Annotated in this window: 19 protein-coding genes; 15 read left to right on the forward strand and 4 right to left on the reverse strand. The window is 65.7% G+C overall.

The window, feature by feature from the left end; translation table 11 throughout:
- Window positions 1-144 precede the first annotated feature (144 nt).
- The 7 genes from ppsA (at window position 145) to C7H85_RS01565 (ending at window position 7,149) form a co-directional block, all read left to right on the forward strand.
- Window positions 145-2,523, forward strand: coding sequence for a phosphoenolpyruvate synthase (gene ppsA / locus C7H85_RS01535; RefSeq protein WP_106727959.1), 2,379 nt, complete (start codon window positions 145-147; stop codon window positions 2,521-2,523).
- A gap of 158 nt (window positions 2,524-2,681) precedes the next feature.
- Window positions 2,682-3,515, forward strand: a complete 834-nt coding sequence (locus C7H85_RS01540; RefSeq protein ID WP_106727960.1) for a PhzF family phenazine biosynthesis protein — start codon at window positions 2,682-2,684, stop codon at window positions 3,513-3,515.
- A 105-nt stretch (window positions 3,516-3,620) separates the two neighbouring features.
- The gene (queC, locus tag C7H85_RS01545; protein WP_106727961.1) at window positions 3,621-4,328 is read left to right on the forward strand and encodes a 7-cyano-7-deazaguanine synthase QueC; all 708 of its coding nucleotides are present in this window, start codon (window positions 3,621-3,623) and stop codon (window positions 4,326-4,328) included.
- Window positions 4,316-4,672 (forward strand): 6-pyruvoyl trahydropterin synthase family protein, encoded by a 357-nt coding sequence (locus tag C7H85_RS01550; protein WP_106727962.1) that lies wholly within the window; start codon window positions 4,316-4,318, stop codon window positions 4,670-4,672. The genes queC and C7H85_RS01550 overlap by 13 nt, the downstream gene beginning before the upstream one ends.
- The gene (gene queE / locus C7H85_RS01555) at window positions 4,669-5,388 is read left to right on the forward strand and encodes a 7-carboxy-7-deazaguanine synthase QueE (protein WP_106727963.1); all 720 of its coding nucleotides are present in this window, start codon (window positions 4,669-4,671) and stop codon (window positions 5,386-5,388) included. Before C7H85_RS01550 ends, queE begins: the two co-directional genes overlap by 4 nt.
- Before the next feature lie 94 nt (window positions 5,389-5,482).
- On the forward strand, window positions 5,483-6,289 hold the full coding sequence (locus C7H85_RS01560; RefSeq protein ID WP_106727964.1) for a MetQ/NlpA family ABC transporter substrate-binding protein: 807 nt from the start codon (window positions 5,483-5,485) through the stop codon (window positions 6,287-6,289).
- A gap of 14 nt (window positions 6,290-6,303) precedes the next feature.
- Window positions 6,304-7,149 (forward strand): alpha/beta fold hydrolase, encoded by an 846-nt coding sequence (locus C7H85_RS01565; protein WP_106727965.1) that lies wholly within the window; start codon window positions 6,304-6,306, stop codon window positions 7,147-7,149.
- On the opposite strand, the gene C7H85_RS01570 is transcribed toward C7H85_RS01565, so the two are convergent.
- Genes C7H85_RS01570 through C7H85_RS01580 form a run of 3 tightly spaced genes read right to left on the reverse strand, consistent with a single transcriptional unit; the run spans window position 7,146 to window position 10,114 of the window.
- Window positions 7,146-7,406 (reverse strand): DUF1289 domain-containing protein, encoded by a 261-nt coding sequence (locus C7H85_RS01570; protein ID WP_106727966.1) that lies wholly within the window; start codon window positions 7,404-7,406, stop codon window positions 7,146-7,148. The two genes, C7H85_RS01565 and C7H85_RS01570, sit on opposite strands and share 4 nt — an antisense overlap.
- Window positions 7,407-7,465: 59 nt before the next feature.
- Window positions 7,466-8,740: an NAD(P)/FAD-dependent oxidoreductase gene (locus tag C7H85_RS01575; protein WP_106727967.1), complete on the reverse strand. Its 1,275-nt coding sequence runs from the start codon at window positions 8,738-8,740 to the stop codon at window positions 7,466-7,468.
- A gap of 15 nt (window positions 8,741-8,755) precedes the next feature.
- On the reverse strand, window positions 8,756-10,114 hold the full coding sequence (locus C7H85_RS01580) for a glutamine synthetase family protein (protein ID WP_106727968.1): 1,359 nt from the start codon (window positions 10,112-10,114) through the stop codon (window positions 8,756-8,758).
- Window positions 10,115-10,332: 218 nt separating this feature from the next.
- On the opposite strand from C7H85_RS01580, the gene C7H85_RS01585 reads away from it, so the two are divergent.
- From C7H85_RS01585 to C7H85_RS01615, 7 genes are all read left to right on the forward strand, one after another.
- The gene (locus C7H85_RS01585) at window positions 10,333-11,691 is read left to right on the forward strand and encodes a glutamine synthetase family protein (protein ID WP_425445056.1); all 1,359 of its coding nucleotides are present in this window, start codon (window positions 10,333-10,335) and stop codon (window positions 11,689-11,691) included.
- A gap of 19 nt (window positions 11,692-11,710) precedes the next feature.
- Window positions 11,711-13,081, forward strand: a complete 1,371-nt coding sequence (locus C7H85_RS01590; protein ID WP_106727969.1) for an aspartate aminotransferase family protein — start codon at window positions 11,711-11,713, stop codon at window positions 13,079-13,081.
- Window positions 13,082-13,098: 17 nt separating this feature from the next.
- Complete coding sequence (locus C7H85_RS01595) at window positions 13,099-14,211, forward strand: extracellular solute-binding protein (protein WP_106727970.1); 1,113 nt, start codon at window positions 13,099-13,101, stop codon at window positions 14,209-14,211.
- Window positions 14,212-14,385: 174 nt separating this feature from the next.
- Complete coding sequence (gene potG, locus C7H85_RS01600) at window positions 14,386-15,507, forward strand: putrescine ABC transporter ATP-binding subunit PotG (RefSeq protein ID WP_106727971.1); 1,122 nt, start codon at window positions 14,386-14,388, stop codon at window positions 15,505-15,507.
- Between the two features lie 6 nt (window positions 15,508-15,513).
- The gene (potH, locus tag C7H85_RS01605) at window positions 15,514-16,410 is read left to right on the forward strand and encodes a putrescine ABC transporter permease PotH (protein WP_106727972.1); all 897 of its coding nucleotides are present in this window, start codon (window positions 15,514-15,516) and stop codon (window positions 16,408-16,410) included.
- Between the two features lie 3 nt (window positions 16,411-16,413).
- On the forward strand, window positions 16,414-17,259 hold the full coding sequence (gene potI, locus C7H85_RS01610; protein WP_106727973.1) for a putrescine ABC transporter permease PotI: 846 nt from the start codon (window positions 16,414-16,416) through the stop codon (window positions 17,257-17,259).
- Between the two features lie 17 nt (window positions 17,260-17,276).
- On the forward strand, window positions 17,277-17,819 hold the full coding sequence (locus tag C7H85_RS01615; RefSeq protein WP_106727974.1) for a cupin domain-containing protein: 543 nt from the start codon (window positions 17,277-17,279) through the stop codon (window positions 17,817-17,819).
- Here the strand turns inward: C7H85_RS01615 and C7H85_RS01620 are convergent.
- Complete coding sequence (locus tag C7H85_RS01620; RefSeq protein ID WP_106727975.1) at window positions 17,816-18,358, reverse strand: cupin domain-containing protein; 543 nt, start codon at window positions 18,356-18,358, stop codon at window positions 17,816-17,818. The two genes, C7H85_RS01615 and C7H85_RS01620, sit on opposite strands and share 4 nt — an antisense overlap.
- A gap of 147 nt (window positions 18,359-18,505) precedes the next feature.
- On the opposite strand from C7H85_RS01620, the gene ald reads away from it, so the two are divergent.
- The gene (gene ald / locus C7H85_RS01625) at window positions 18,506-19,627 is read left to right on the forward strand and encodes an alanine dehydrogenase (RefSeq protein WP_106727976.1); all 1,122 of its coding nucleotides are present in this window, start codon (window positions 18,506-18,508) and stop codon (window positions 19,625-19,627) included.
- Window position 19,628: the final 1 nt, after the last annotated feature.

Below are 19,628 nucleotides of genomic sequence, written 5' to 3' on the forward strand. Positions count from 1 at the left end.
CTTTTTGGCGCCATTGTAGAATCATTCCGTGTGCAGGCCCACCGTCGCAATCAAATAATAAAGGGCCGGAACAACGCACACGGTCCACCGCGACATACGGTGAGATACGGAAACCCCGAGAACACAACTTTTGGAGACGTGGCAGTGCAGGATTATGTGATTTGGTACGAACAACTCGGTATGCATGACGTGGACCGGGTCGGCGGCAAAAATGCCTCCCTGGGCGAGATGATCAGTCAACTGGCCGGTGCCGGCGTGTCGGTACCCGGCGGTTTCGCCACCACCGCCTTCGCCTTTAATGAGTTTCTGGAGCAGAGCGGGCTGAATGCAAGGATTCACGACCTGCTGGACCGACTCGACGTGGACAACATCAGTGCCCTGGGCGAAGCCGGCCGCACCATCCGCCAGTGGGTGATCGACACCCCCTTCCAGCCGGCGCTGGAAAGCGCCATCGCCGGCGCCTACGCCGAGCTGGCCGGCCAGGGCGGAGATCAGGCCTCCTTCGCGGTGCGCTCTTCCGCCACCGCCGAGGACATGCCCGACGCCTCCTTCGCCGGCCAGCAGGAAACCTTCCTCAACGTGCGCGGCCTGGACGCGGTGATGGTGGCCATTAAGCATGTGTTCGCCTCCCTGTTCAACGACCGGGCCATTTCCTACCGGGTGCACCAGGGTTACGACCACCGTGGCGTGGCGCTGTCCGCCGGTATCCAGCGCATGGTGCGCTCCGACATCGCCGCCTCCGGCGTGATGTTCACCCTGGACACCGAGTCCGGCTTCGATCAGGTGGTGTTCGTCACCTCCGCCTGGGGCCTGGGCGAAATGGTGGTGCAGGGGGCGGTCAACCCGGATGAATTCTACGTGCACAAGCCCACCCTCAAGGCCGGCCGGCCGGCAGTGGTGCGCAAGACCCTGGGGTCAAAGCTGCAGAAGATGATCTACGCCAATGCCGAGGAGCACGGCAAGCAGGTGGAGATCAGGGAGACCAGCAAGGAAGAACGGCGCCAGTTCTCGCTCACCAACGACGAGGTGATGGAACTGGCCAAGCAGGCGCTGATCATCGAGCAGCACTACGGCCGCCCGATGGACATCGAGTGGGCCAGGGACGGGGTCGACGGCAAGCTCTACATCGTCCAGGCGCGGCCGGAAACCGTGCGCAGCCGCCAGGACGCCAACGTGCTGGAGCGTTTCGCCCTGAACGAACAAGGCCGGGTGGTGGCCGAGGGGCGTGCCATCGGCCACAAGATCGGCGCCGGCGTGGCCAAGGTCATCGACAGCATCGAGCAGATGGACCAGATCAAGGCCGGCGACGTGCTGGTGACCGACATGACCGACCCGGACTGGGAGCCGATCATGAAGCGGGCCGCCGCCATCGTCACCAACCGGGGTGGCCGCACCTGCCATGCCGCCATCATCGCCCGTGAGCTGGGTATTCCCGCCGTGGTGGGCTGTGGCGACGCCACCAGCCGCATCGAGGACGGCCAGGAAGTGACCGTGTCCTGCGCCGAGGGCGACACCGGCTTTATCTATGACGGCAGGCTCGAGTTCAATGTGGCCACCTCCGAAGTGGGCGCCATGCCGTTGTCGCCGGTGAAGGTGATGATGAACGTGGGCAACCCGGACCGGGCCTTCGACTTCGCCCAGCTGCCCAACGCCGGTGTGGGCCTGGCGCGGCTCGAGTTCATCATCAACCGCATGATCGGCGTCCACCCCAAGGCACTGCTGGAGTACGACCGCCAGAGCCCCGAGCTCAAGCTCAAGATCGACGAGATGATCGCTGGCTACGACAGCCCGCGCGAGTTCTTCGTGGCCAAGCTGGCCGAGGGCATCTCGACCCTGGCCGCCGCCTTCTGGCCGGAGCGGGTCATCGTGCGGCTGTCCGACTTCAAGTCCAACGAATACGCCAACCTGCTGGGCGGTGACGCTTACGAGCCGGACGAGGAAAACCCCATGCTGGGCTTCCGCGGCGCCTCCCGCTACATTTCCGAGGACTTCCGCGACTGCTTCGCCATGGAGTGCGAGGCGATGAAGCGGGTACGGGGCGACATGGGCCTGACCAACGTCGAGATCATGATCCCCTTCGTGCGCACCCTGTCCGAGGCGGCTTCGGTCATCGACATCCTGGCCGAGAACGGGCTGAAGCGCGGCGAGAACGGGCTCAAGGTGATCATGATGTGCGAACTGCCCTCCAACGCCCTGTTGGCGGACAAGTTCCTGGCCTACTTCGACGGCTTCTCCATCGGCTCCAACGACATGACCCAGCTCACCCTGGGGCTGGATCGGGACTCGGGCCTGGTGGCCGGCTCCTTCGACGAGCGGGACGAGGCGGTGAAGGCGCTGCTGTCCATGGCCATCCAGGCGGCGCGCAAGGCCGGCAAGTACGTGGGCATCTGCGGCCAGGGGCCCTCGGATCACGCCGACTTCGCCGCCTGGCTGGTGGAGCAGGGCATCGACTCGGTATCCCTCAATCCGGACACCGTGATCGACACCTGGCTGTACCTGGCCGAGCAGTTCGGCGAGCAATAAGCCGGTTCGGTTATCCTATAAAAGGGCGCTGCGGCGCCCTTTTTTCGTTTGGCCGGGAGCGGGATGAGAAAAAAGCCAAGGCCGGAGACAGAAAATATCGGTTGTATCCGGCGGTGACCCTGCCATCATCCGGACAGGAACCGAACGGGAGCAACCGTATGAACAGTACCCTTTATCGTTTGTCGGCCTTCAGCGCGGATCCCGCCGGGGGCAACCCGGCCGGGGTCTGGCTGGGCGAACGGCTGCCCGATGCGGCCACCATGCAGCGCATCGCCGCCGAGGTCGGCTACTCGGAGACGGCCTTTATCGCCCCGCTGACCGGCCCGGCGCGCACCGTCCGCTACTACAGCCCGCGGGCCGAGGTCAGTTTCTGCGGTCACGCCACCATCGCCGCCGGCGTGGTGCTCGGCCAGACCGGCGGCGAGGGCACCTATCGGCTGGCCACCCGGGTGGGCGAGGTGCCGGTCGAGGTCGGGGAGGCCGGCGGCCAGTGGCGGGCCACCCTGACCTCGGTGGGACCCCGCCAGCGGCCGGTGGACGACACGCTGCTGCAGCGGGTGCTGGCGCTGCTCGGCTGGCGGGAAGAACAGCTGGATCCGGCCATTCCCCCCATGCTGGCCTATGCCGGTGCCTGGCACCTGGTGCTGGCGGCGGCCGACGCGGGCCGACTGGCCCGGCTCGACTACGATGTCGAGGCGCTGCGGACGCTGATGCTGACGGCGGATCTGACCACCCTGCAACTGATCTGGCGGGAAACGCCGAACCTGTTCCACGCCCGCAATCCCTTTCCGGTGGGCGGGGTGGTGGAGGATCCGGCGACCGGGGCCGCCGCCGCGGCCCTGGGCGGCTACCTGCGCGACGCGGGGCTGGTCCCGGTGCCGGCCCGGTTGCTGATCCGCCAGGGCGAGGCCATGGGCCGGCCCAGCGAGCTGGCGGTCGCGATCCCTGCCGCGGGCGGCATCCGGGTCAGCGGCACCGCGGTCGCCCTGTAGCCCGGGTGCGTACAGATAACAGTGGACAAGGCGGGTCCGGCCGTTAAAATAGCCCCCGCTTTTTATACCCGGTCGCAGCCTACCCGGACAAAACAAGGACACCATATGAAAGCGTTACTGATCTGCTCCGGCGGATTCGACTCCGTGACCCTGGCCCATCGGCTGGCGGCGGAGCAGTCCCTCGGCGCCCTGCTGACCTTCGACTACGGCCAGCGCCACAAGAAAGAAATCGACGCCGCCCGCCGCTGTGCCGAGCGGCTCGCGGTGCCCCACCTGGTGATGGACATCGGCCATATCGGCCGCCAACTGTCCGGCTCGGCGCTGACCGACGACATCGAGGTGCCCCACGGCCATTACAGTGAAGAGAACATGAAGGTGACGGTGGTGCCCAACCGCAACGCCATCATGCTCACCATCGCCTTCGGCGTGGCCGCCGCCCGCGGCCTCGACACCGTGGCCCTGGCGGTGCACGGCGGCGATCACTTCATCTATCCCGACTGCCGGCCCGACTTTATCCGCCTGTTCGGCGAGATGCAGGCCCGCGCCCTCGAAGGCGTGGCCGAGGTGGCCCTGCTGGCTCCCTATGTGAACAGCGACAAGACCGGGATCGCCCGGGACGCGGCGCGCTTCGCGGTGCCGGTGGCCGACACCTGGTCCTGCTACGAAGGCGGTGACCTCCACTGCGGTCGCTGCGGCACCTGCGTGGAGCGCATCGAGGCCCTGGCCCTGGCCGGGGTGGCCGATCCCACCCCCTACCGGGACGAGCAGTACTGGCGGGAAGCGGTGGCGAGGGTGAAAGCATGTACACCATAAAGAAAGAGTTTCATTTTTCCGCCTCCCACCAGCTCAAGCAGATGCCGGATCATCATCCCTGCTCCCGGCTGCACGGCCACAACTACGTGGTGGTGATCGAGCTGAAAAGCGAACATCTCGACCAGTACGGCTTCGTGCGCGACTACCTGGAGCTGGCGGACTTCAAACGCTTTATCGATCACGAGCTGGATCACCGCCACCTGAACGAGGTGCTGGGCGACGAGTGCACCACCGCCGAGCGGCTGGCCAGGTACCTGTTCGACTGGGCCCACGCCCGCTGGCCCGAGGTGAGCGCGATGTCGGTGTCGGAAACCCCCAAGACCTGGGCCGAGTACCGGCCATGAGCATCGCCATCAGTGAAATCTTCGGCCCCACCATCCAGGGGGAAGGGCGGCTTATCGGCATGCCCACGGTGTTCGTGCGCACCGGCGGCTGCGACTTTCGCTGCAGCTGGTGCGACACCCTCTACGCGGTGGAGCCGCGCTTCAAGGCCGACTGGCGGCCCATGGACGCCGGGGGCGTGCTCGCCGAGGTGAACCGGCTGAGTGGCGGCGAGCCCATACTGGTGACGCTCTCCGGCGGCAACCCGGCGCTGCAGCCGCTGACCGAGCTGCTGCGGCTCGGCCACGGGCAGGGCCATGCCTTCGCCATGGAAACCCAGGGCAGCAAGGCACAGGCCTGGTTCGGGATGCTCGACCACCTGACGCTCAGCCCCAAGCCGCCGTCCTCGGGCATGGCGTTCAACCGGGAGCGGTTCGAGGCCTGCCTCGCCGCCGCCGGGGCCGACACCCAAGTCAGCCTCAAGCTGGTGATCGCCGACGAGGCGGACTACCGCTGGGCCCGGGCGCTGGCCGCCGACTACCCGCAACTGCCGCTGGTGCTGCAGCCCTGCAACCCGACGCCGGCCACCCCCGAGCAGCCGGAGCTGACCACCGATCCCGAGCGGCTCAATGCCCGGCTGCGCTGGCTGGTGGAGAAGGTGACCGCCGACCGCTGGTACCGGGCCCGGGTGCTGCCGCAACTGCATGTGCTGATCTGGAATAACGAGCGCGGGGTCTGAGGTGGCAAAGCCATTGCCTGTTTGACTCCTTCTGTTAATATGGCCGTCTAAACGGCCAAGTCTCTCGCCGCGTCATCCGTCACAAGGAGTTATTATGCCTCGCCCCCTGCTCAAGCTGTCCCTGCTGGCCCTGGCCTGCTGCTCGTTTCCGCTGTTGGCGGTGGACCAGGAGAAAAAGGACATCGTCATCGGCACCACGGTCGGCGACTTCGCCGACATGGTCACCGAGTCGATCAAGCCCCAGCTGGAAGCCCTGGGTTACAGCGTGAAGCTGGTGGAGTTCACCGATTACGTGATGCCCAACCTGGCGCTGGCGGAAGGCGCGCTGGACGTGAACTGCTTCCAGCACCGGCCCTACCTGGAGACCTTCAGCAAGGACAGGGGGCTGGAACTCAGTCCCATCACCCAGGTGCCCACCGGCCCCATGGGGCTCTATTCCGGCCGGCTGGACTCCCTCGACCGGGTCAAACAGGGCAGCACGGTGGCCATTCCCAACGATCCCACCAACCAGGCCCGGGCCCTGTTGATGCTGGAAGACATGGGCTGGATCACCCTGAAAGAGGGGATAGATCCGCTGCGCGCCAGCGAATTCGATGTGGCGGAAAACCCCAAGGGCATCCGGCTGGTGCCGCTGGAGGCGGCGCAGCTGCCGCGCTCGCGCCAGGACGTGGACTTTTCGGTGATCAACGGCAACTACGCCGCCTCCAGCGGCATTCCCTTCGCCGAGGGCCTCTTCCTCGAGCGCAGCTACGATTTCATCAACTGGGTGGTGGTTCGCAGCGAGGACCGGGACCAGGCCTTCGTGCAGGATGTGATCGCCGCCTACAACTCCGACGCCTTCAAGGACTATGCCATCAAGCGCTTCGAGGGCTACAAGTACCCCGAGTCCTGGAACCGCTAAGCGCCCGCCTGCCGATGCATCGTTCATGGCAATTCGGACACCAGGGCCGCCGGCTGGCGGTGATGGAGTGGGGCGACCCGCGGGGCGTGCCGCTGGTGGCGCTGCACGGCTGGCTCGACAACGCGGCGAGTTTCACCCTGCTGGCCAGGTTGTTGCCCGAGGTACGGCTGATCGCCATCGATCTGGCCGGCCACGGTCTTTCCGATCACCGGCCCGCCGGCCAGCCCTACTATATCTGGGACAATGTGGCCGAGGTGCAGGCCCTGCTCGATACCCTTGGGCTGGCGCGGGTGGCCCTGCTCGGCCATTCCATGGGCGCCGGGGTGGCCAGCCTGTTTGCCGGCGCCTTTCCCGAGCGGGTCAGTCAATTGTTCCTGCTCGACGGCCTGGCCCCTCTCGATTATCCGGCCGATGAGCTGCCGGCGCAGATGGCGCAGGCGCTGCTGAAGAGTGGCCGACTGCAACGCCGGGCCCTGCGGCCCTATGCCAGCGTCGAGCAGGCGGTGCGGGCGCGTATGGGCGGGCGCTGGCCGGTGAGCCGGGAGGCGGCCACCTGGCTGCTGGCGCGGGGCCTGCGCGAGGAGGCCGGCGGCTGGTACTGGCGCAGCGATCTGGCGCTGACCCAGCCGTCGGTGGTGCGGTTGTGCGAGGCGCAAATCGCGGCCTTTCTGCGCCGGCTGACCATGCCGGTGCTGCTGGTGATGGCGGAATCGGGTATCGGCCTGGCGCGGGTCGAGCCGTTGTCCGGCCTGGTGCCGCAACTGGAGCTCAAGTTATTGGCCGGCGGCCATCATTTGCACCTGGAAGCAGTGCCGGCGGCGCGCATCGCCCGGTGGATAGGCGAACGGCTGCAGGCCTAAAGCGGCAGTGAGTCCTGGGGCGGAGAGTCCTGCTGGACCAGTTCCAGCTCCAGCTGTTTCTTGCGGGCGGCGGCCAGTACCCGGCGCTTGCGGTCCTGGCACAGGCGAATGACCTCGCGCCGCTGCTGGGCGCTCATCTGCAGCCAGTTGAAGCGTTCTTCCCGGCTGCGCAGGCAGCCCTTGCAATAGCCCCTGTTGTTCACCTGGCAGACGCCGATGCAGGGGCTGGGTACGTCAAAAAACTCCAGTTGCTCCATGGCTCACCCCCTCCTTCACCCTGCTCAATGGAGCATATTTCGCCGCCCTCGGCAAGCGGCTAGAGTCTGTCCCGCAGCCGGTACCAGGCCATGGCCAGCACCAGCGCCGGGGTGCGCAGCAGCCGGCCGCCGGGAAAATCGTGGTGCGGGATGCGGCCGAACAGGTCGAAACGCTCGGCGCTGCCGGCAATGGCCTCGGCCATCAGGGTGCCGGCCATGCCGGTGAGGGCGATACCGTGGCCGGAAAAGCCCTGGGCGAAATAGACATTGCCGTTCAGCCGGCCGAAGTGGGGTGCCCGGTTCATGGTAATACCCACATAGCCGCCCCAGGTGTACTGCTGTTTCACCCCCTGCAACTGGGGGAACACCTGGCGCAGCCGCTGGCCCATGGCGTCCGCCAGGTTGAGCGGATCCAGCCGGGAGTAACTGACCCGGCCGCCGAACAGCAGCCGGTGGTCGGCGCTCAGGCGGAAGTAGTCGAGCACGAAGTTGATGTCGGCCACCGCCATGTTGTTGCGGATAAGTTCGCGGGCGCGTTCCTCGCCGAGCGGCTCGGTGGCGGTGATGTAGGTGCCCACCGGCATGATCTTGCGTTCTATCTCGGGGGCGATACCCTCGAGATAGGCGTTGCCGCACAGCAGCAGGTGCTGGCAGCGCACCCGGCCGCGGGCGGTGTGGGCCACCGGCCTGGTGCCCTGCTCGACGCGCACGACCGGGCTGTGCTCGAAGAAGCGGGCGCCGGCCTCGGCCGCGGCCCTGACCAGGCCCAGGGTGTAGTTGAGCGGGTGCACATGGCCGCTGTTGGGATCGTAGAGCCCGCCCAGGTAGGCGTCGCTGCTCATCTGCTGTTGTACCTGCTGCTTGCTCCACAGCTCGAGGGCGTCGTAGCCGAAGTGGCGGCGCAGATCGGCGGCCCAGCCTTCGAGTTCGGTCAGGTGGCGGGGCTTGACCGCCGCGTGCAGGTGGCCGTCGGCCAGATCGCAGTCGATGCGATGTTCCTCGATGCGCCGGCGCATCAGCGTCATGGCCTCGAGCGAGATGTCCCACAGCGCCTTGCTCGTATCCATCCCCACCAGCTGGGTGAGCCTGGACTGGTCGCAGGCGTAGCCGAAGATCATCTGGCCGCCGCTGCGCCCGGAGGCCCCCCAGCCCACCAGCCGGGCCTCCAGCACTGCTACCTTGTAACCTTTCTGCGCCAGGGCCAGGGCCGCCGAGGCGCCGGTGATGCCGGCACCGACGATGCAGACATCCACCTCCAGATCTTCTTCAAGCGGCGGATAGCTCAGGGCCAGGTTGGCCGAGGCGGCATAGTAGGAATCGGCGTGCTGTTGCATAAGGGCTCCAAATGGCTAAACCAGATGTTGATACCACTGGTACTCCAGCGGGGTCACGTGCTGATCGAACTCGGCCAGCTCGTGGCGCTTGTTGATAAGGTAGGCGCGGTGAAAATCCTTGCCCAGGTACTGGGACAACCGGTGCGACTGGGCGAAGCGGTCGAGCGCATCCTGCCAGCGGTAGGGCAGCAGTTGCAAGTCCAGCTTGTTGGCGTCGCCCTGGATGGGGGCCGGCGGGCGCAATTGTTCGCTGATGCCGTGATCCACCGCCGCCAGTATCGCCGCCACCACCAGGTAGGGGTTGGCGTCGGCGCCGGCCACCCGGTGCTCGAGCCGGGTGTTGCTCTTGTCGCCGGAGGGGATGCGCAGCGCCACGGTGCGGTTGTCGAAGCCCCAGCTGGCGTGCAGCGGCACGAACATCTGCGGCTGCAGCCGGCGGTAGGAATTGGCGTTGGGGGCGAACAGCGCCATGCATTCGGGCAGCATGCTGCAGTTGCCGGCGATGGCCTGACGCAGCAGCTCGTGGTTGTCGGAAAACAGGTTGTTGCCGGCCTCGTCGAGCAGGCTGACGTGGATGTGCATGCCCGAGCCGGCCTGGCCGTTGTAGGGCTTGGCCATGAAGGTGGCGTACATGCCTTCCTTGATGGCGATGGCCTTGATCGCCCGCTTGAGCAGTATCGCCTGGTCGCAGGCGGCGACGGCGTCGTTCTGGTGGGTCAGGTTGATCTCGAACTGGCCCGGGGCGTATTCCGCCACCGCGTTGTCGGCGGGGATGTGCTGCATCTCGCACACTTCCGCCACCCGCACCAGGAAGTCTTCCCAGCTGTCGAGATCGTCGAGGGAGTAGACCTGGGTGTCGTGCATGCGCTCGTCGGTGCCGGGCAGTATCGGCGGCTGGGGCAGGCCGTCGGGGCCGACCTTCTGATCCACCAGGTAGAATTCCAGCTCCACCGCCACGCAGGGGCGCAGGCCCTTGTCCAGCAGCCGCTGCACCACCTTCTGCAGCACGTGGCGCGGATCGGCGAAGAAGGGGCTGCCGTCGCTCTCCTCCATGGTCATCAGGATCTGGCCGGAGGGGGTTCTGTGCCAGGGCACGGGCGCCAGGGTATGGGGCAGCAGCCGGCAGACGCGATCGCTGTCGCCCTGGGCGAAGCCGAGCCCGGTTTCTTCCACCGTCTGGCCGGTGATATCGAGCGCGAACACCGAGGCGGGCAGGCTGATGCCGTCGCGCAGGGCATTTTCCAGGGCGCTGGTCTGGATGCGCTTGCCCCGGAGCACGCCGTTGATGTCGCACAGCATCAGATCGACGGACTGGTAGTCCGACCAGGGGTGTCTGGCGCTATGGCCATGTTTGGCACTATGGGCTTTGTTCATGGGCTCATCCTTAAACTCGCGAGTTCGGTACCACCGGTTCAGCTAATCATGACGCCGGTGTTTAATATATGGATATTTTTGTTAATTTTGGTGCTGATCCCGTTTATCTTTCCGGTACTGGATTTTTCCTGCGAATACTGCTATTTCCTATATCTAGCATATTTTTAGGCAAGTATGGACTATGCTTGCCGATGTGTCCCACACCATGAGCCTGGGTTATGAGTGTTCAAGATCCCGAAAAGCGAGATATGGAATGGTTGCGCATCTGGATGCAGCAGCACGCCATTACCGAAGTGGAATGCCTGTTGCCGGACTTTACCGGCAATGCGCGCGGCAAGATCCTGCCCGCCAGCAAGTTCCTGAAGGAGGGGGGCATGCGCCTGCCGGAAAACATCTTCCTGCAGACCGTCAACGGCGACTGGCCGGAAGACGACAACATCGACTGGACCGAGCGCGACATGGAGCTGCACGCAGACATCAATACCCCGCGGCTGGTGCCCTGGGCCAGCGAGCCCACCGCCCAGGTGATCCACGACTGTTTCGACGCCGAAGGCAAGCCGGTGGACATGGCGCCGCGCAGCGTGCTGCGCCGGGTGCTCAAGCTGTACGAGGAGCAGGGCTGGCGCCCGGTGGTGGCGCCGGAGCTGGAATTCTTTTTGGTGAAGAAGAACGAGGACTGGGACTACCCGCTGGAGCCGCCCATCGGCCGCAACGGCCGGCCGGAGACCGCCCGCCAGTCGTTCAGCATCGACGCGGTCAACGAATTCGATCCCATCTTCGAGGAGATGTACGACTTCTGCGAGGCCCAGGAGCTGGAGGTCGACACCCTGATCCACGAGTCCGGGGCGGCGCAGATGGAAGTCAACTTCATCCATGGCGATGCCCTGGATCTGGCGGATCAGGTGTTCCTGTTCAAGCGCACCATGCGCGAGGCGGCGATGCGCCACCACGTGTACGCCACCTTCATGGCCAAGCCGATGAAGAACGAGCCGGGCAGCGCCATGCACATCCACCAGAGCCTGGTGGACGTCAACGGCAACAACCTGTTCGCCAACGCCGACGGCAGCCACAGCGAGCTGTTCCTGCACTACATCGGCGGCATGCAGCGTTATATCCCGAGCGCGGTGGCCCTGTTCGCCCCCAACGTCAACTCCTACCGCCGGCTGGCGTTCGGGGATTCGGCGCCGCGCAACATGGCCTGGGGCGAGGACAACCGCACCGTGGGCCTGCGGGTGCCGCGCTCGGGGCCGGCGGACCGGCGCGTCGAAAACCGTTTCGCCGGCGCCGACGCCAACCCCTACCTGGCCCTGGCCGCCAGCCTGGCCTGCGGCTACCTGGGCATGATGCAACAGCTCAAGCCCACCGAACAGGTGCAGGGCAGCGCCTACAACATGCCCTTCGGCCTGGCCCGCAGCCTGGAAGAGGCGCTGCTGGAGCTGGAGCAGTGCGACGACTTGCGCCAGATCTTCGGCCAGCGCTTCGTCAACGCCTTCATTTCGGTCAAGCGCAAGGAATACGAGGCATTCTTCACCGTGATCAGCGCCTGGGAGCGGGAATTCCTGCTGCTCAATGTGTAACGGATAACGGAGTTCATCTATGGCAGAGCAACACGGACGCAGCCGCAGCCGCCTGCAGGCACTGGATGCCGCCCACCATCTGCATCCCTTTACCGACAGCCAGGCGCTGCACCAGAAGGGCACCCGCATCATCGAGAAGGGCGAGGGCGTCTACCTGTGGGACGCCGATGGCAACCGCATCCTCGACGGCATGGCCGGTCTGTGGTGCGTCAACCTGGGCTACGGCCGGGAAGAGCTGATCCGCGCGGCCGAGCGGCAGTTGCGCCAGCTGCCTTATTACAACCTGTTCTTCCAGACCACCCATCCGCAGGCCACCGAGCTGGCCGCCACCCTGGCGACCCTGCTGCCCGGTGACATGCAGCACCTGTTCTTCACCGGCTCCGGCTCCGAGTGCAACGACACCGTAGTGCGCATGGTGCGCCATTACTGGGCCACTCAGGGCCGGCCGGAGCGCAAGGTGATCATCAGCCGACACAACGCCTACCACGGCTCCACCCTGGCCGGCGCCGCCCTCGGCGGCATGAAACCGATGCATGCCCAGGGCGGCCTGCCGCTGCCCGACATCGTCCATATCGACCAGCCCTACCACTTCGGTGAAGGGCAGGGCCGGGATGAACACGAATTCGGCCTGGAGCGGGCCCGCCAGCTGGAGCGGAAAATCCTGGAGCTCGGCCCCGAGCGGGTGGCGGCCTTTATCGGCGAACCCATCCAGGGTGCCGGCGGGGTCATCATCCCGCCCGCCAGCTACTGGCCCGAGATTAAGCGCATCTGCCGGCAGTACGACATCCTGCTGGTGGTGGACGAGGTGATCTGCGGCTTCGGCCGCACCGGCCACTGGTTCGCCAGCGAATACTACGATCTGCAGCCCGATCTGCTGTGCATGGCCAAGGGCATCACCTCCGGCTACATGCCGCTGGGGGCGGTGGCGGTGGGGGGCCGGGTGGCCGCGGGGCTGATCGGCGGCGGCGAATTCTTCCACGGCTTCACCTATTCCGGCCATCCGGTGGCCTGCGCCGTGGCGCTGGCCAATATCGCCGTGATGCAGGCGGAAAACATAGTCGAACGGGTCCATACTGATACCGGCCCCTACCTGCAGCGGGCCTGGGCCAGCCTGGGGGAGCACCCCCTGGTGGGCGAAACCCGGGGCCTGGGGCTGGTGGCGGCGCTGGAGCTGGTGGCCGACAGGCAGAGCAAGCGGCGTTTTGCCAGCGGCCTCGGGGCCGGCCTGGTGTGCCGCGAGCACAGTTTCGACCTGGGCCTGGTGATGCGGGCGGTGGGCGATACCATGATCATCTCGCCGCCGCTGGTGATCACCCGGGCCGAGATCGACGAGCTGGTCGGCAAGGCCCGCCAGGCACTGGATTTGACTTACCAGACATTGATGAACTGACACGGACGGAGAACACCATGGCGAACAAACTGCAACACGGTTATCGATTGGGTCTGCTGGCGGCAGGCGTGGGCATGGCGCTGAGCGCCCAGGCCCAGGAGCCGGCCCAGGTCAACTTCTATAACTGGTCCGACTATATCGCGGAAGATACCCTGGCCAGTTTTACCACCGACACCGGTATCCAGGTCACCTACGACGTGTTCGACTCCAACGAGGTGCTGGAGGCCAAGCTGCTGGCGGGCAACACCGGCTTCGACGTGGTGGTGCCCACCGGCGACTTCATGGGCCGGCAGATCCAGGCCGGGGCCTTTATGGAGCTGGACAAGTCCAAGCTGGCCAACTACGGCAACCTGGATCCCAACATCATGGCGTTGCTGGCAGACAAGGATCCGGGCAACAAGTTCGGCGTGCCCTACCTGTGGGGCACCACCGGCATCGGCTACAACGTCGACAAGGTGAAGGAAGCCCTGGGCGAAGCGGCGCCGGTGGATTCCTGGGATCTGGTGATGAAGCCGGAAAACCTGGAGAAACTCAGCCAGTGCGGGGTGGCCTTCCTCGATGCGCCCACCGAGATCTTCGCCGCCGCGCTCAACTACCAGGGGCTGGATCCCAACAGCACCAATACCGAGGACTACGACGGCCCGGCCACCGAGCTGATGCTGAGCCTGCGGCCCCATATCACCTACTTCCATTCCTCCAAGTACATCAACGACCTGGCCAACGGCGACATCTGCGTGGCGGTGGGCTGGTCCGGCGACATCCTGCAGGCGAGGGATCGGGCCGACGAGGCAGAGCAGGGGGTGAACGTGGCCTACAGCATTCCCAAGGAAGGGGCGCTGATGTGGTTCGACATGCTGACCATCCCCAGGGATGCCCGGCACCCGGACAACGCCCACAAGCTTATCGACTACCTGATGAAGCCGGAGGTGATCGCCGGGGTGTCCAACTACGTGGCCTACGCCAACGCCAACAGCGCCGCCAGGGAGTTCGTGGACGAGGAGATCCTGAACGATACCGGCATTTATCCCACCGAGGAAGCGGCGGCCAAGCTCTATACCGCCAAGATATTGCCCCAGAGCGTGAACCGGGTGATCACCCGCGCCTGGACCCGGGTCAAGACCGGACGATAAGAGCTTGTTTACGATCTCTGCGAAGAGGCAACAGAGCCACCTCCACCGACACGCTGCGAGCTCGTCCCTGTGGCGCTCGGCACATGGCATCCCTGGCATGTGACGGTCGGTGGAGTAGTGCGCTTTGGCCGAGGACACAAGATCTCAAACAACGATGTTCTCAAGGAGGTGATAATGCCGGAAAACGGTAAAGAAGATCAGGCCGAGGCCCGGCCTTTCCTGGAGATCCGCGGGGTCAGCAAGCTGTTCGACGGCCAGCCGGCGGTGGATGACGTCAGCCTGCAGATCCGCCGGGGGGAAATCTTCGCCCTGCTCGGCGCCTCGGGCTGCGGCAAGTCCACCCTGCTGCGCATGCTGGCCGGCTTCGAGCAGCCGAGCAAAGGCGAGATCCTGCTCGACGGTGTCGACATCGGCGAGGTGCCGCCCTATGACAGGCCCATCAACATGATGTTCCAGTCATATGCCCTGTTTCCCCATATGACGGTGGAGGCCAATATCGCCTTCGGCCTCAAGCAGGACGGCCTGCCCCGGGCGGAGATCGCCGAGCGGGTGGCCCATATGCTCAAACTGGTGCACATGGAAGAGTTCGCCCGGCGCAAGCCCCACCAGCTGTCCGGCGGCCAGCGCCAGCGGGTGGCGCTGGCGCGCAGCCTGGCCAAGCGGCCCAAGCTGCTGTTGCTGGACGAGCCCATGGGCGCGCTCGACAAGAAGCTCAGGGAAGAAATGCAGCTCGAACTGGTCAACATCATCGAGCAGGTGGGGGTGACCTGCGTCATGGTGACCCATGATCAGGAGGAGGCCATGACCATGGCCGGGCGCATCGCCATCATGAACAAGGGCCGGCTGGTGCAGGTGGGCGATCCGCTCGACGTGTACGAATACCCCAACTGCCGTTACAGCGCCGAGTTCATCGGCTCGGTCAACGTGTTCGACGGCATCCTCGAAAACAACGATACCGACAGCGCCCTGATCCGCTGCCCCGAGCTTGAGCGGCCGCTCTGGATCAACCACGGCGTGTCCATCGCCGAGGGGCTGCCGCTGATGATAGCGGTGCGGCCCGAGAAGATGTACCTGAGCCGCGAGCAGCCCGCCGGGGAGCACAACTGGCTGAGCGGCATCGTCGACGAGATAGCCTATCTCGGCAGCCTGTCCATCTACCATGTGCGGCTGGCCGCGGGCAAGCGCATCCTGGCCACCCTGCCCAACGTGGATCGGCACCGCAAGGGCAACCCCACCTGGGGCGACCGGGTGTATCTGCGCTGGGAGGCGGACAGCTGCGCCGTCTTGCTGATCTAGGGGGTGATGATGTACCGCCGTTCCCGTTCGAGCACCGGCCGCCGGCTGGTGATAGCGCTGCCCTACACCTGGTTGCTGCTGTTTTTTCTGATCCCTTTCCTCATCGTGTTCAAGATCAGCCTGTCCGAGGCGGCGCTGGCCATCCCGCCCTATGGCGAAGTGGTGAGCTTCGCCAACGATCAGCTGCAGATCGTGCTGAACTTCGGCAACTACCTGTTCCTGCTGAGCGACAGCCTCTATATCCAGTCCTACCTGCAGTCGCTGCAGGTGGCGGCGGTGTCGACCCTGCTGTGCCTGCTGATCGGCTACCCCCTGGCCTGGGCCATCGTCCACTCCCGGCCGTCCACCCGCAACGTGCTGCTGATGCTGGTGATACTGCCGTCCTGGACTTCCTTCCTGATCCGGGTCTACGCCTGGATGGGTATCCTCGGCAACAACGGCTTTCTCAACAACCTGCTGCTGTGGCTGGGGGTGACAGAAGCCCCGCTGCAGATCCTCAACACCAACACCGCCGTCTATATCGGCATCGTCTATGCGTACCTGCCGTTCATGGTGTTGCCGCTCTATACCGCCCTGATGCGGCTCGACTATTCCCTGGTGGAGGCGGCGGCGGATCTGGGCGCCCGGCCCTGGAAGACCCTGGCCACGGTGATAGTGCCGCTGACCAGGGGCGGCATCATCGCCGGCTCCATGCTGGTGTTCATCCCGGCGGTGGGGGAGTTCGTGATCCCCGAGCTGCTCGGCGGCCCCGATACCCTGCTGATCGGCCGGGTGCTGTGGCAGGAATTCTTCAACAACCGTGACTGGCCGATAGCGGCGGCGGTGGCCAGCATCATGCTGCTGCTGCTGATGGTACCCATCATGTGGTTCCACCGGACCCAACGCAAAGAGCTGGAGGACTGAGCCATGAATGGTATTCCCGTCAGCCGCTCCCGGTTGAGAGCCCTGATCCTGCTGCTGGGCTTCGGCTTTCTCTACCTGCCGATGCTGTTGCTGATCATCTATTCCTTCAACAGCTCGCGCCTGGTCACGGTGTGGGCCGGCTGGTCCACCCGCTGGTACGGCGAGCTGCTGCAGGATCAGATGATGATGCAGGCGGTGGGGCTGAGCCTGACCATCGCCTTTTTCGCCGCCTCCGCCGCCGTGGTGCTGGGCACGGTGGCGGGCTTCGTGCTCACCCGTATCGGCCGTTTCCGCGGCGAGAACGGCTTCGCCTTTATGATCACCGCCCCGCTGGTGATGCCCGAGGTGATCACCGGACTGTCGCTGCTGCTGCTGTTCGTGGCCATGGGCGACTGGCTGGGCTGGCCGGCCCAGCGGGGCATGGGCACCATCTGGATTGCCCACGTCACCTTCTGCACCGCCTATGTGGCGGTGGTGGTCAGCTCCCGGTTGCGCGAGCTGGACCGCTCGGTGGAGGAGGCGGCGATGGATCTGGGCGCCCGGCCGCTCAAGGTGTTCTTCGTGATCACCCTGCCGATCATCGCCCCGGCGATCATCGCCGGCTGGCTGTTGGCCTTTACCCTGTCCCTCGACGATCTGGTGATCGCCAGCTTCGTCTCCGGGCCCAACGCCACCACCCTGCCGATGGTGGTGTTTTCCAGCGTACGGCTGGGGGTCAGTCCCAAGATCAACGCCCTGGCCACCATCATCATACTGATAGTGTCGCTGGTGACCTTTGTCGGCTGGTGGCTGATGGCCCGGGCCGAGAAGCGGCGGAGTCAGGAAGCGGCCGCGGCCCGCGCCAACTGAGCCGGAGGAGGGAATAGATGGAACTGGCGGAACGACTGAAATGGCTGCGTGGCCGTCACGGCCTGTCCCAGCGCGAGCTGGCCCGGCGGGCGGGGGTGAACAACAGCCTGATCTCGCAGATCGAGCAGGCGGCGGTGAACCCTTCGGTGGCCACCCTGAAGCGGGTGCTGGACGGCTTTCCCATCTCCATGGGCGAGTTCTTCAGCCTGGAGCAGGCGCCGCGCCGGCAGCTGTTCTTCCGTGGCCACGAGCTGGTGCCGATGAGCAGCGGCGAGGTGCAGATGTGGTTGGTGGGGCCGCCGCAGCGGGGGCGCCGGCTGGCGTTGCAGCGGGAAATCTACCCGCCCGGCGCCGATACCGGCCCGGAGATGCTGAGCAACGAAGCGGAGGAGGCCGGTCTTGTTCTGAGCGGTGAAATCGAAATTACCGTGGGGGAGCAGCGTTGCGTATTGCGGGCCGGCGATGCCTACTATTTCGATACCCGGCAGCCGCACCGTTTCCGCAACCTCGGCAGCGAGAGCTGCGAGCTGGTGTCGGCGGCGACGCCGCCGACCTTTTAAAAGGTCGGCGGGCTGTTGGCGGAGATCAGCACCAGCTCCTGCTCGCCGATGCTGACGAAGCGATGCGCCTGGGTGCTGTCGAAGTAGTAGCCGTCGCCCGGGCCCAGCTCGAATTCCTGCTCGCCCACGGTGAGCCGCAGCCGGCCCTGGATCACCACGCCGCATTCCTGGCCGGCGTGGCTGAGCAGGTCGGGGCCGGTGTCGGCGCCCGGGGCCATGGTTTCACGCAGCAGGCTGATGGCGCGGCCGGGAAAGTGGCTGCCGATGAGGCGGTAGCTGATGTCGGCCGAGCCCAGCTCGGGCTGATCGTCGAGGCGATAGACCACCGGGCTGCTGCTCTCCGCGGCGTCGGCGAAGAACTCCGCCAGGGACATGGGCAGGCCGTCGAGCAGTTTTTTCAGGGAGCCGATGGAAGGGCTGACCTGGTTTTTTTCCACCTGGGAAATAAAGCCGTTGGTCACCCCCGAGCGCTTGGCGAGTTCACGCTGGGACAATTGGGCCTGTTGCCGGACGGTTTTCAGACGATTGCCAATGTCCATCAGAGCGATCTCTCCTTAGCTACAATTGAATCTTAAAGTGGATGCGAGCAAGATGACAACCGTCTCTTCCAACACCGAAAAGAGTGGCAATGGTGCCGTCGTGGAGCGCATTCTAACTCACAAACCCGCAGACACACAGAGGTGGATATGGATATAGGGATCCCGAAGGAAATCAAGAACCACGAATACCGGGTGGGCATGACCCCGGGCGGGGTGAAGGAACTGGTCCGGGACGGCCACCGGGTGATGGTGCAGGGCGGCGCCGGGGCGGCCATCGGCCTGACCGACGAGCAGTACGCGGCGGCCGGCGCCGAGCTGGTGGCGGACGTGGCCGAGCTGTTCGAGCGGGCCGAGATGGTGGTCAAGGTCAAGGAGCCCCAGGCGGAGGAATACCGGCGGCTCAAGCCCGGCCAGGTGCTGTTCACCTACCTGCACCTGGCGCCGGACCTGCCCCAGACCCAGGGGCTGCTCAAGTCCGGTTGTACCGCCATCGCCTATGAAACCGTGACCGACAGGGCCGGTGGCCTGCCGCTGCTGGCGCCGATGAGCGAGGTGGCCGGACGCATGGCGATCCAGGCCGGCGCCCATTGCCTGGAGAAAGCCCAGGGCGGGCGCGGCGTGCTGCTGGGCGGGGTGCCCGGGGTGGCCCCGGCCCGGGTGTTGGTGCTGGGCGGCGGCGTGGTCGGCATCAATGCGGCCCGCATGGCCCTGGGGCTGGGCGCCGACGTCACCCTGTTCGACAAGTCCCTGCCCCGGCTGAAGGAGCTGGATGCCCTCTATGGTCCCGGCCTCAAGACCCTGTACTCCACCGCCGACGCCATCGAGGAGGAGCTGCCCCGGGCCGATCTGGTGGTGGGGGCGGTGCTGATCCCCGGGGCGGCGGCGCCCAAGCTGGTGACTCGCGAGATGCTGAAACGGCTGCCCAGGGGCGCCGTGCTGGTGGACGTGGCCATCGATCAGGGCGGCTGCTTCGAAACCAGCCAGGCCACCACCCATCAGCAGCCGACCTATGAAGTGGACGGTATCGTGCATTATTGCGTGGCCAACATGCCGGGCGGGGTGGCGCGCACCGCCACCTTCGCGCTGACCAACGCCACCCTGCCGTTTATCCAGGCCCTGGCCAACAAGGGCTGGCGCCGGGCGCTGCAGGACGATGAACACCTGGCCCGCGGGCTGAATGTGCACGACGGCCGGATCACCTACCGGGCGGTTGCCGAGGCCCACGACCTGCCCTTTACCCCGCCGGAAGACGTGCTGGCGAACGCGTGAC

Origin of the sequence: Zobellella endophytica (assembly GCF_003012775.1) — a bacterium.
GTDB lineage: Bacteria > Pseudomonadota > Gammaproteobacteria > Enterobacterales > Aeromonadaceae > Oceanimonas > Oceanimonas endophytica.

Coding starts and splice junctions, on each gene's coding strand:
- C7H85_RS01580 (WP_106727968.1), bottom strand. CDS start 10,114: ATGAACAAAGCCCATAGTGCCAAACATGGCCATAGCGCCAGACACCCC.
- C7H85_RS01550 (WP_106727962.1), top strand. CDS start 4,316: ATGTACACCATAAAGAAAGAGTTTCATTTTTCCGCCTCCCACCAGCTC.
- potG (WP_106727971.1), top strand. CDS start 14,386: ATGCCGGAAAACGGTAAAGAAGATCAGGCCGAGGCCCGGCCTTTCCTG.
- potH (WP_106727972.1), top strand. CDS start 15,514: ATGATGTACCGCCGTTCCCGTTCGAGCACCGGCCGCCGGCTGGTGATA.
- C7H85_RS01620 (WP_106727975.1), bottom strand. CDS start 18,358: ATGGACATTGGCAATCGTCTGAAAACCGTCCGGCAACAGGCCCAATTG.
- C7H85_RS01575 (WP_106727967.1), bottom strand. CDS start 8,740: ATGCAACAGCACGCCGATTCCTACTATGCCGCCTCGGCCAACCTGGCC.
- C7H85_RS01615 (WP_106727974.1), top strand. CDS start 17,277: ATGGAACTGGCGGAACGACTGAAATGGCTGCGTGGCCGTCACGGCCTG.
- C7H85_RS01560 (WP_106727964.1), top strand. CDS start 5,483: ATGCCTCGCCCCCTGCTCAAGCTGTCCCTGCTGGCCCTGGCCTGCTGC.
- C7H85_RS01595 (WP_106727970.1), top strand. CDS start 13,099: ATGGCGAACAAACTGCAACACGGTTATCGATTGGGTCTGCTGGCGGCA.
- C7H85_RS01590 (WP_106727969.1), top strand. CDS start 11,711: ATGGCAGAGCAACACGGACGCAGCCGCAGCCGCCTGCAGGCACTGGAT.
- potI (WP_106727973.1), top strand. CDS start 16,414: ATGAATGGTATTCCCGTCAGCCGCTCCCGGTTGAGAGCCCTGATCCTG.
- ald (WP_106727976.1), top strand. CDS start 18,506: ATGGATATAGGGATCCCGAAGGAAATCAAGAACCACGAATACCGGGTG.
- C7H85_RS01585 (WP_425445056.1), top strand. CDS start 10,333: ATGAGTGTTCAAGATCCCGAAAAGCGAGATATGGAATGGTTGCGCATC.
- C7H85_RS01570 (WP_106727966.1), bottom strand. CDS start 7,406: ATGGAGCAACTGGAGTTTTTTGACGTACCCAGCCCCTGCATCGGCGTC.
- queC (WP_106727961.1), top strand. CDS start 3,621: ATGAAAGCGTTACTGATCTGCTCCGGCGGATTCGACTCCGTGACCCTG.
- C7H85_RS01540 (WP_106727960.1), top strand. CDS start 2,682: ATGAACAGTACCCTTTATCGTTTGTCGGCCTTCAGCGCGGATCCCGCC.
- C7H85_RS01565 (WP_106727965.1), top strand. CDS start 6,304: ATGCATCGTTCATGGCAATTCGGACACCAGGGCCGCCGGCTGGCGGTG.
- queE (WP_106727963.1), top strand. CDS start 4,669: ATGAGCATCGCCATCAGTGAAATCTTCGGCCCCACCATCCAGGGGGAA.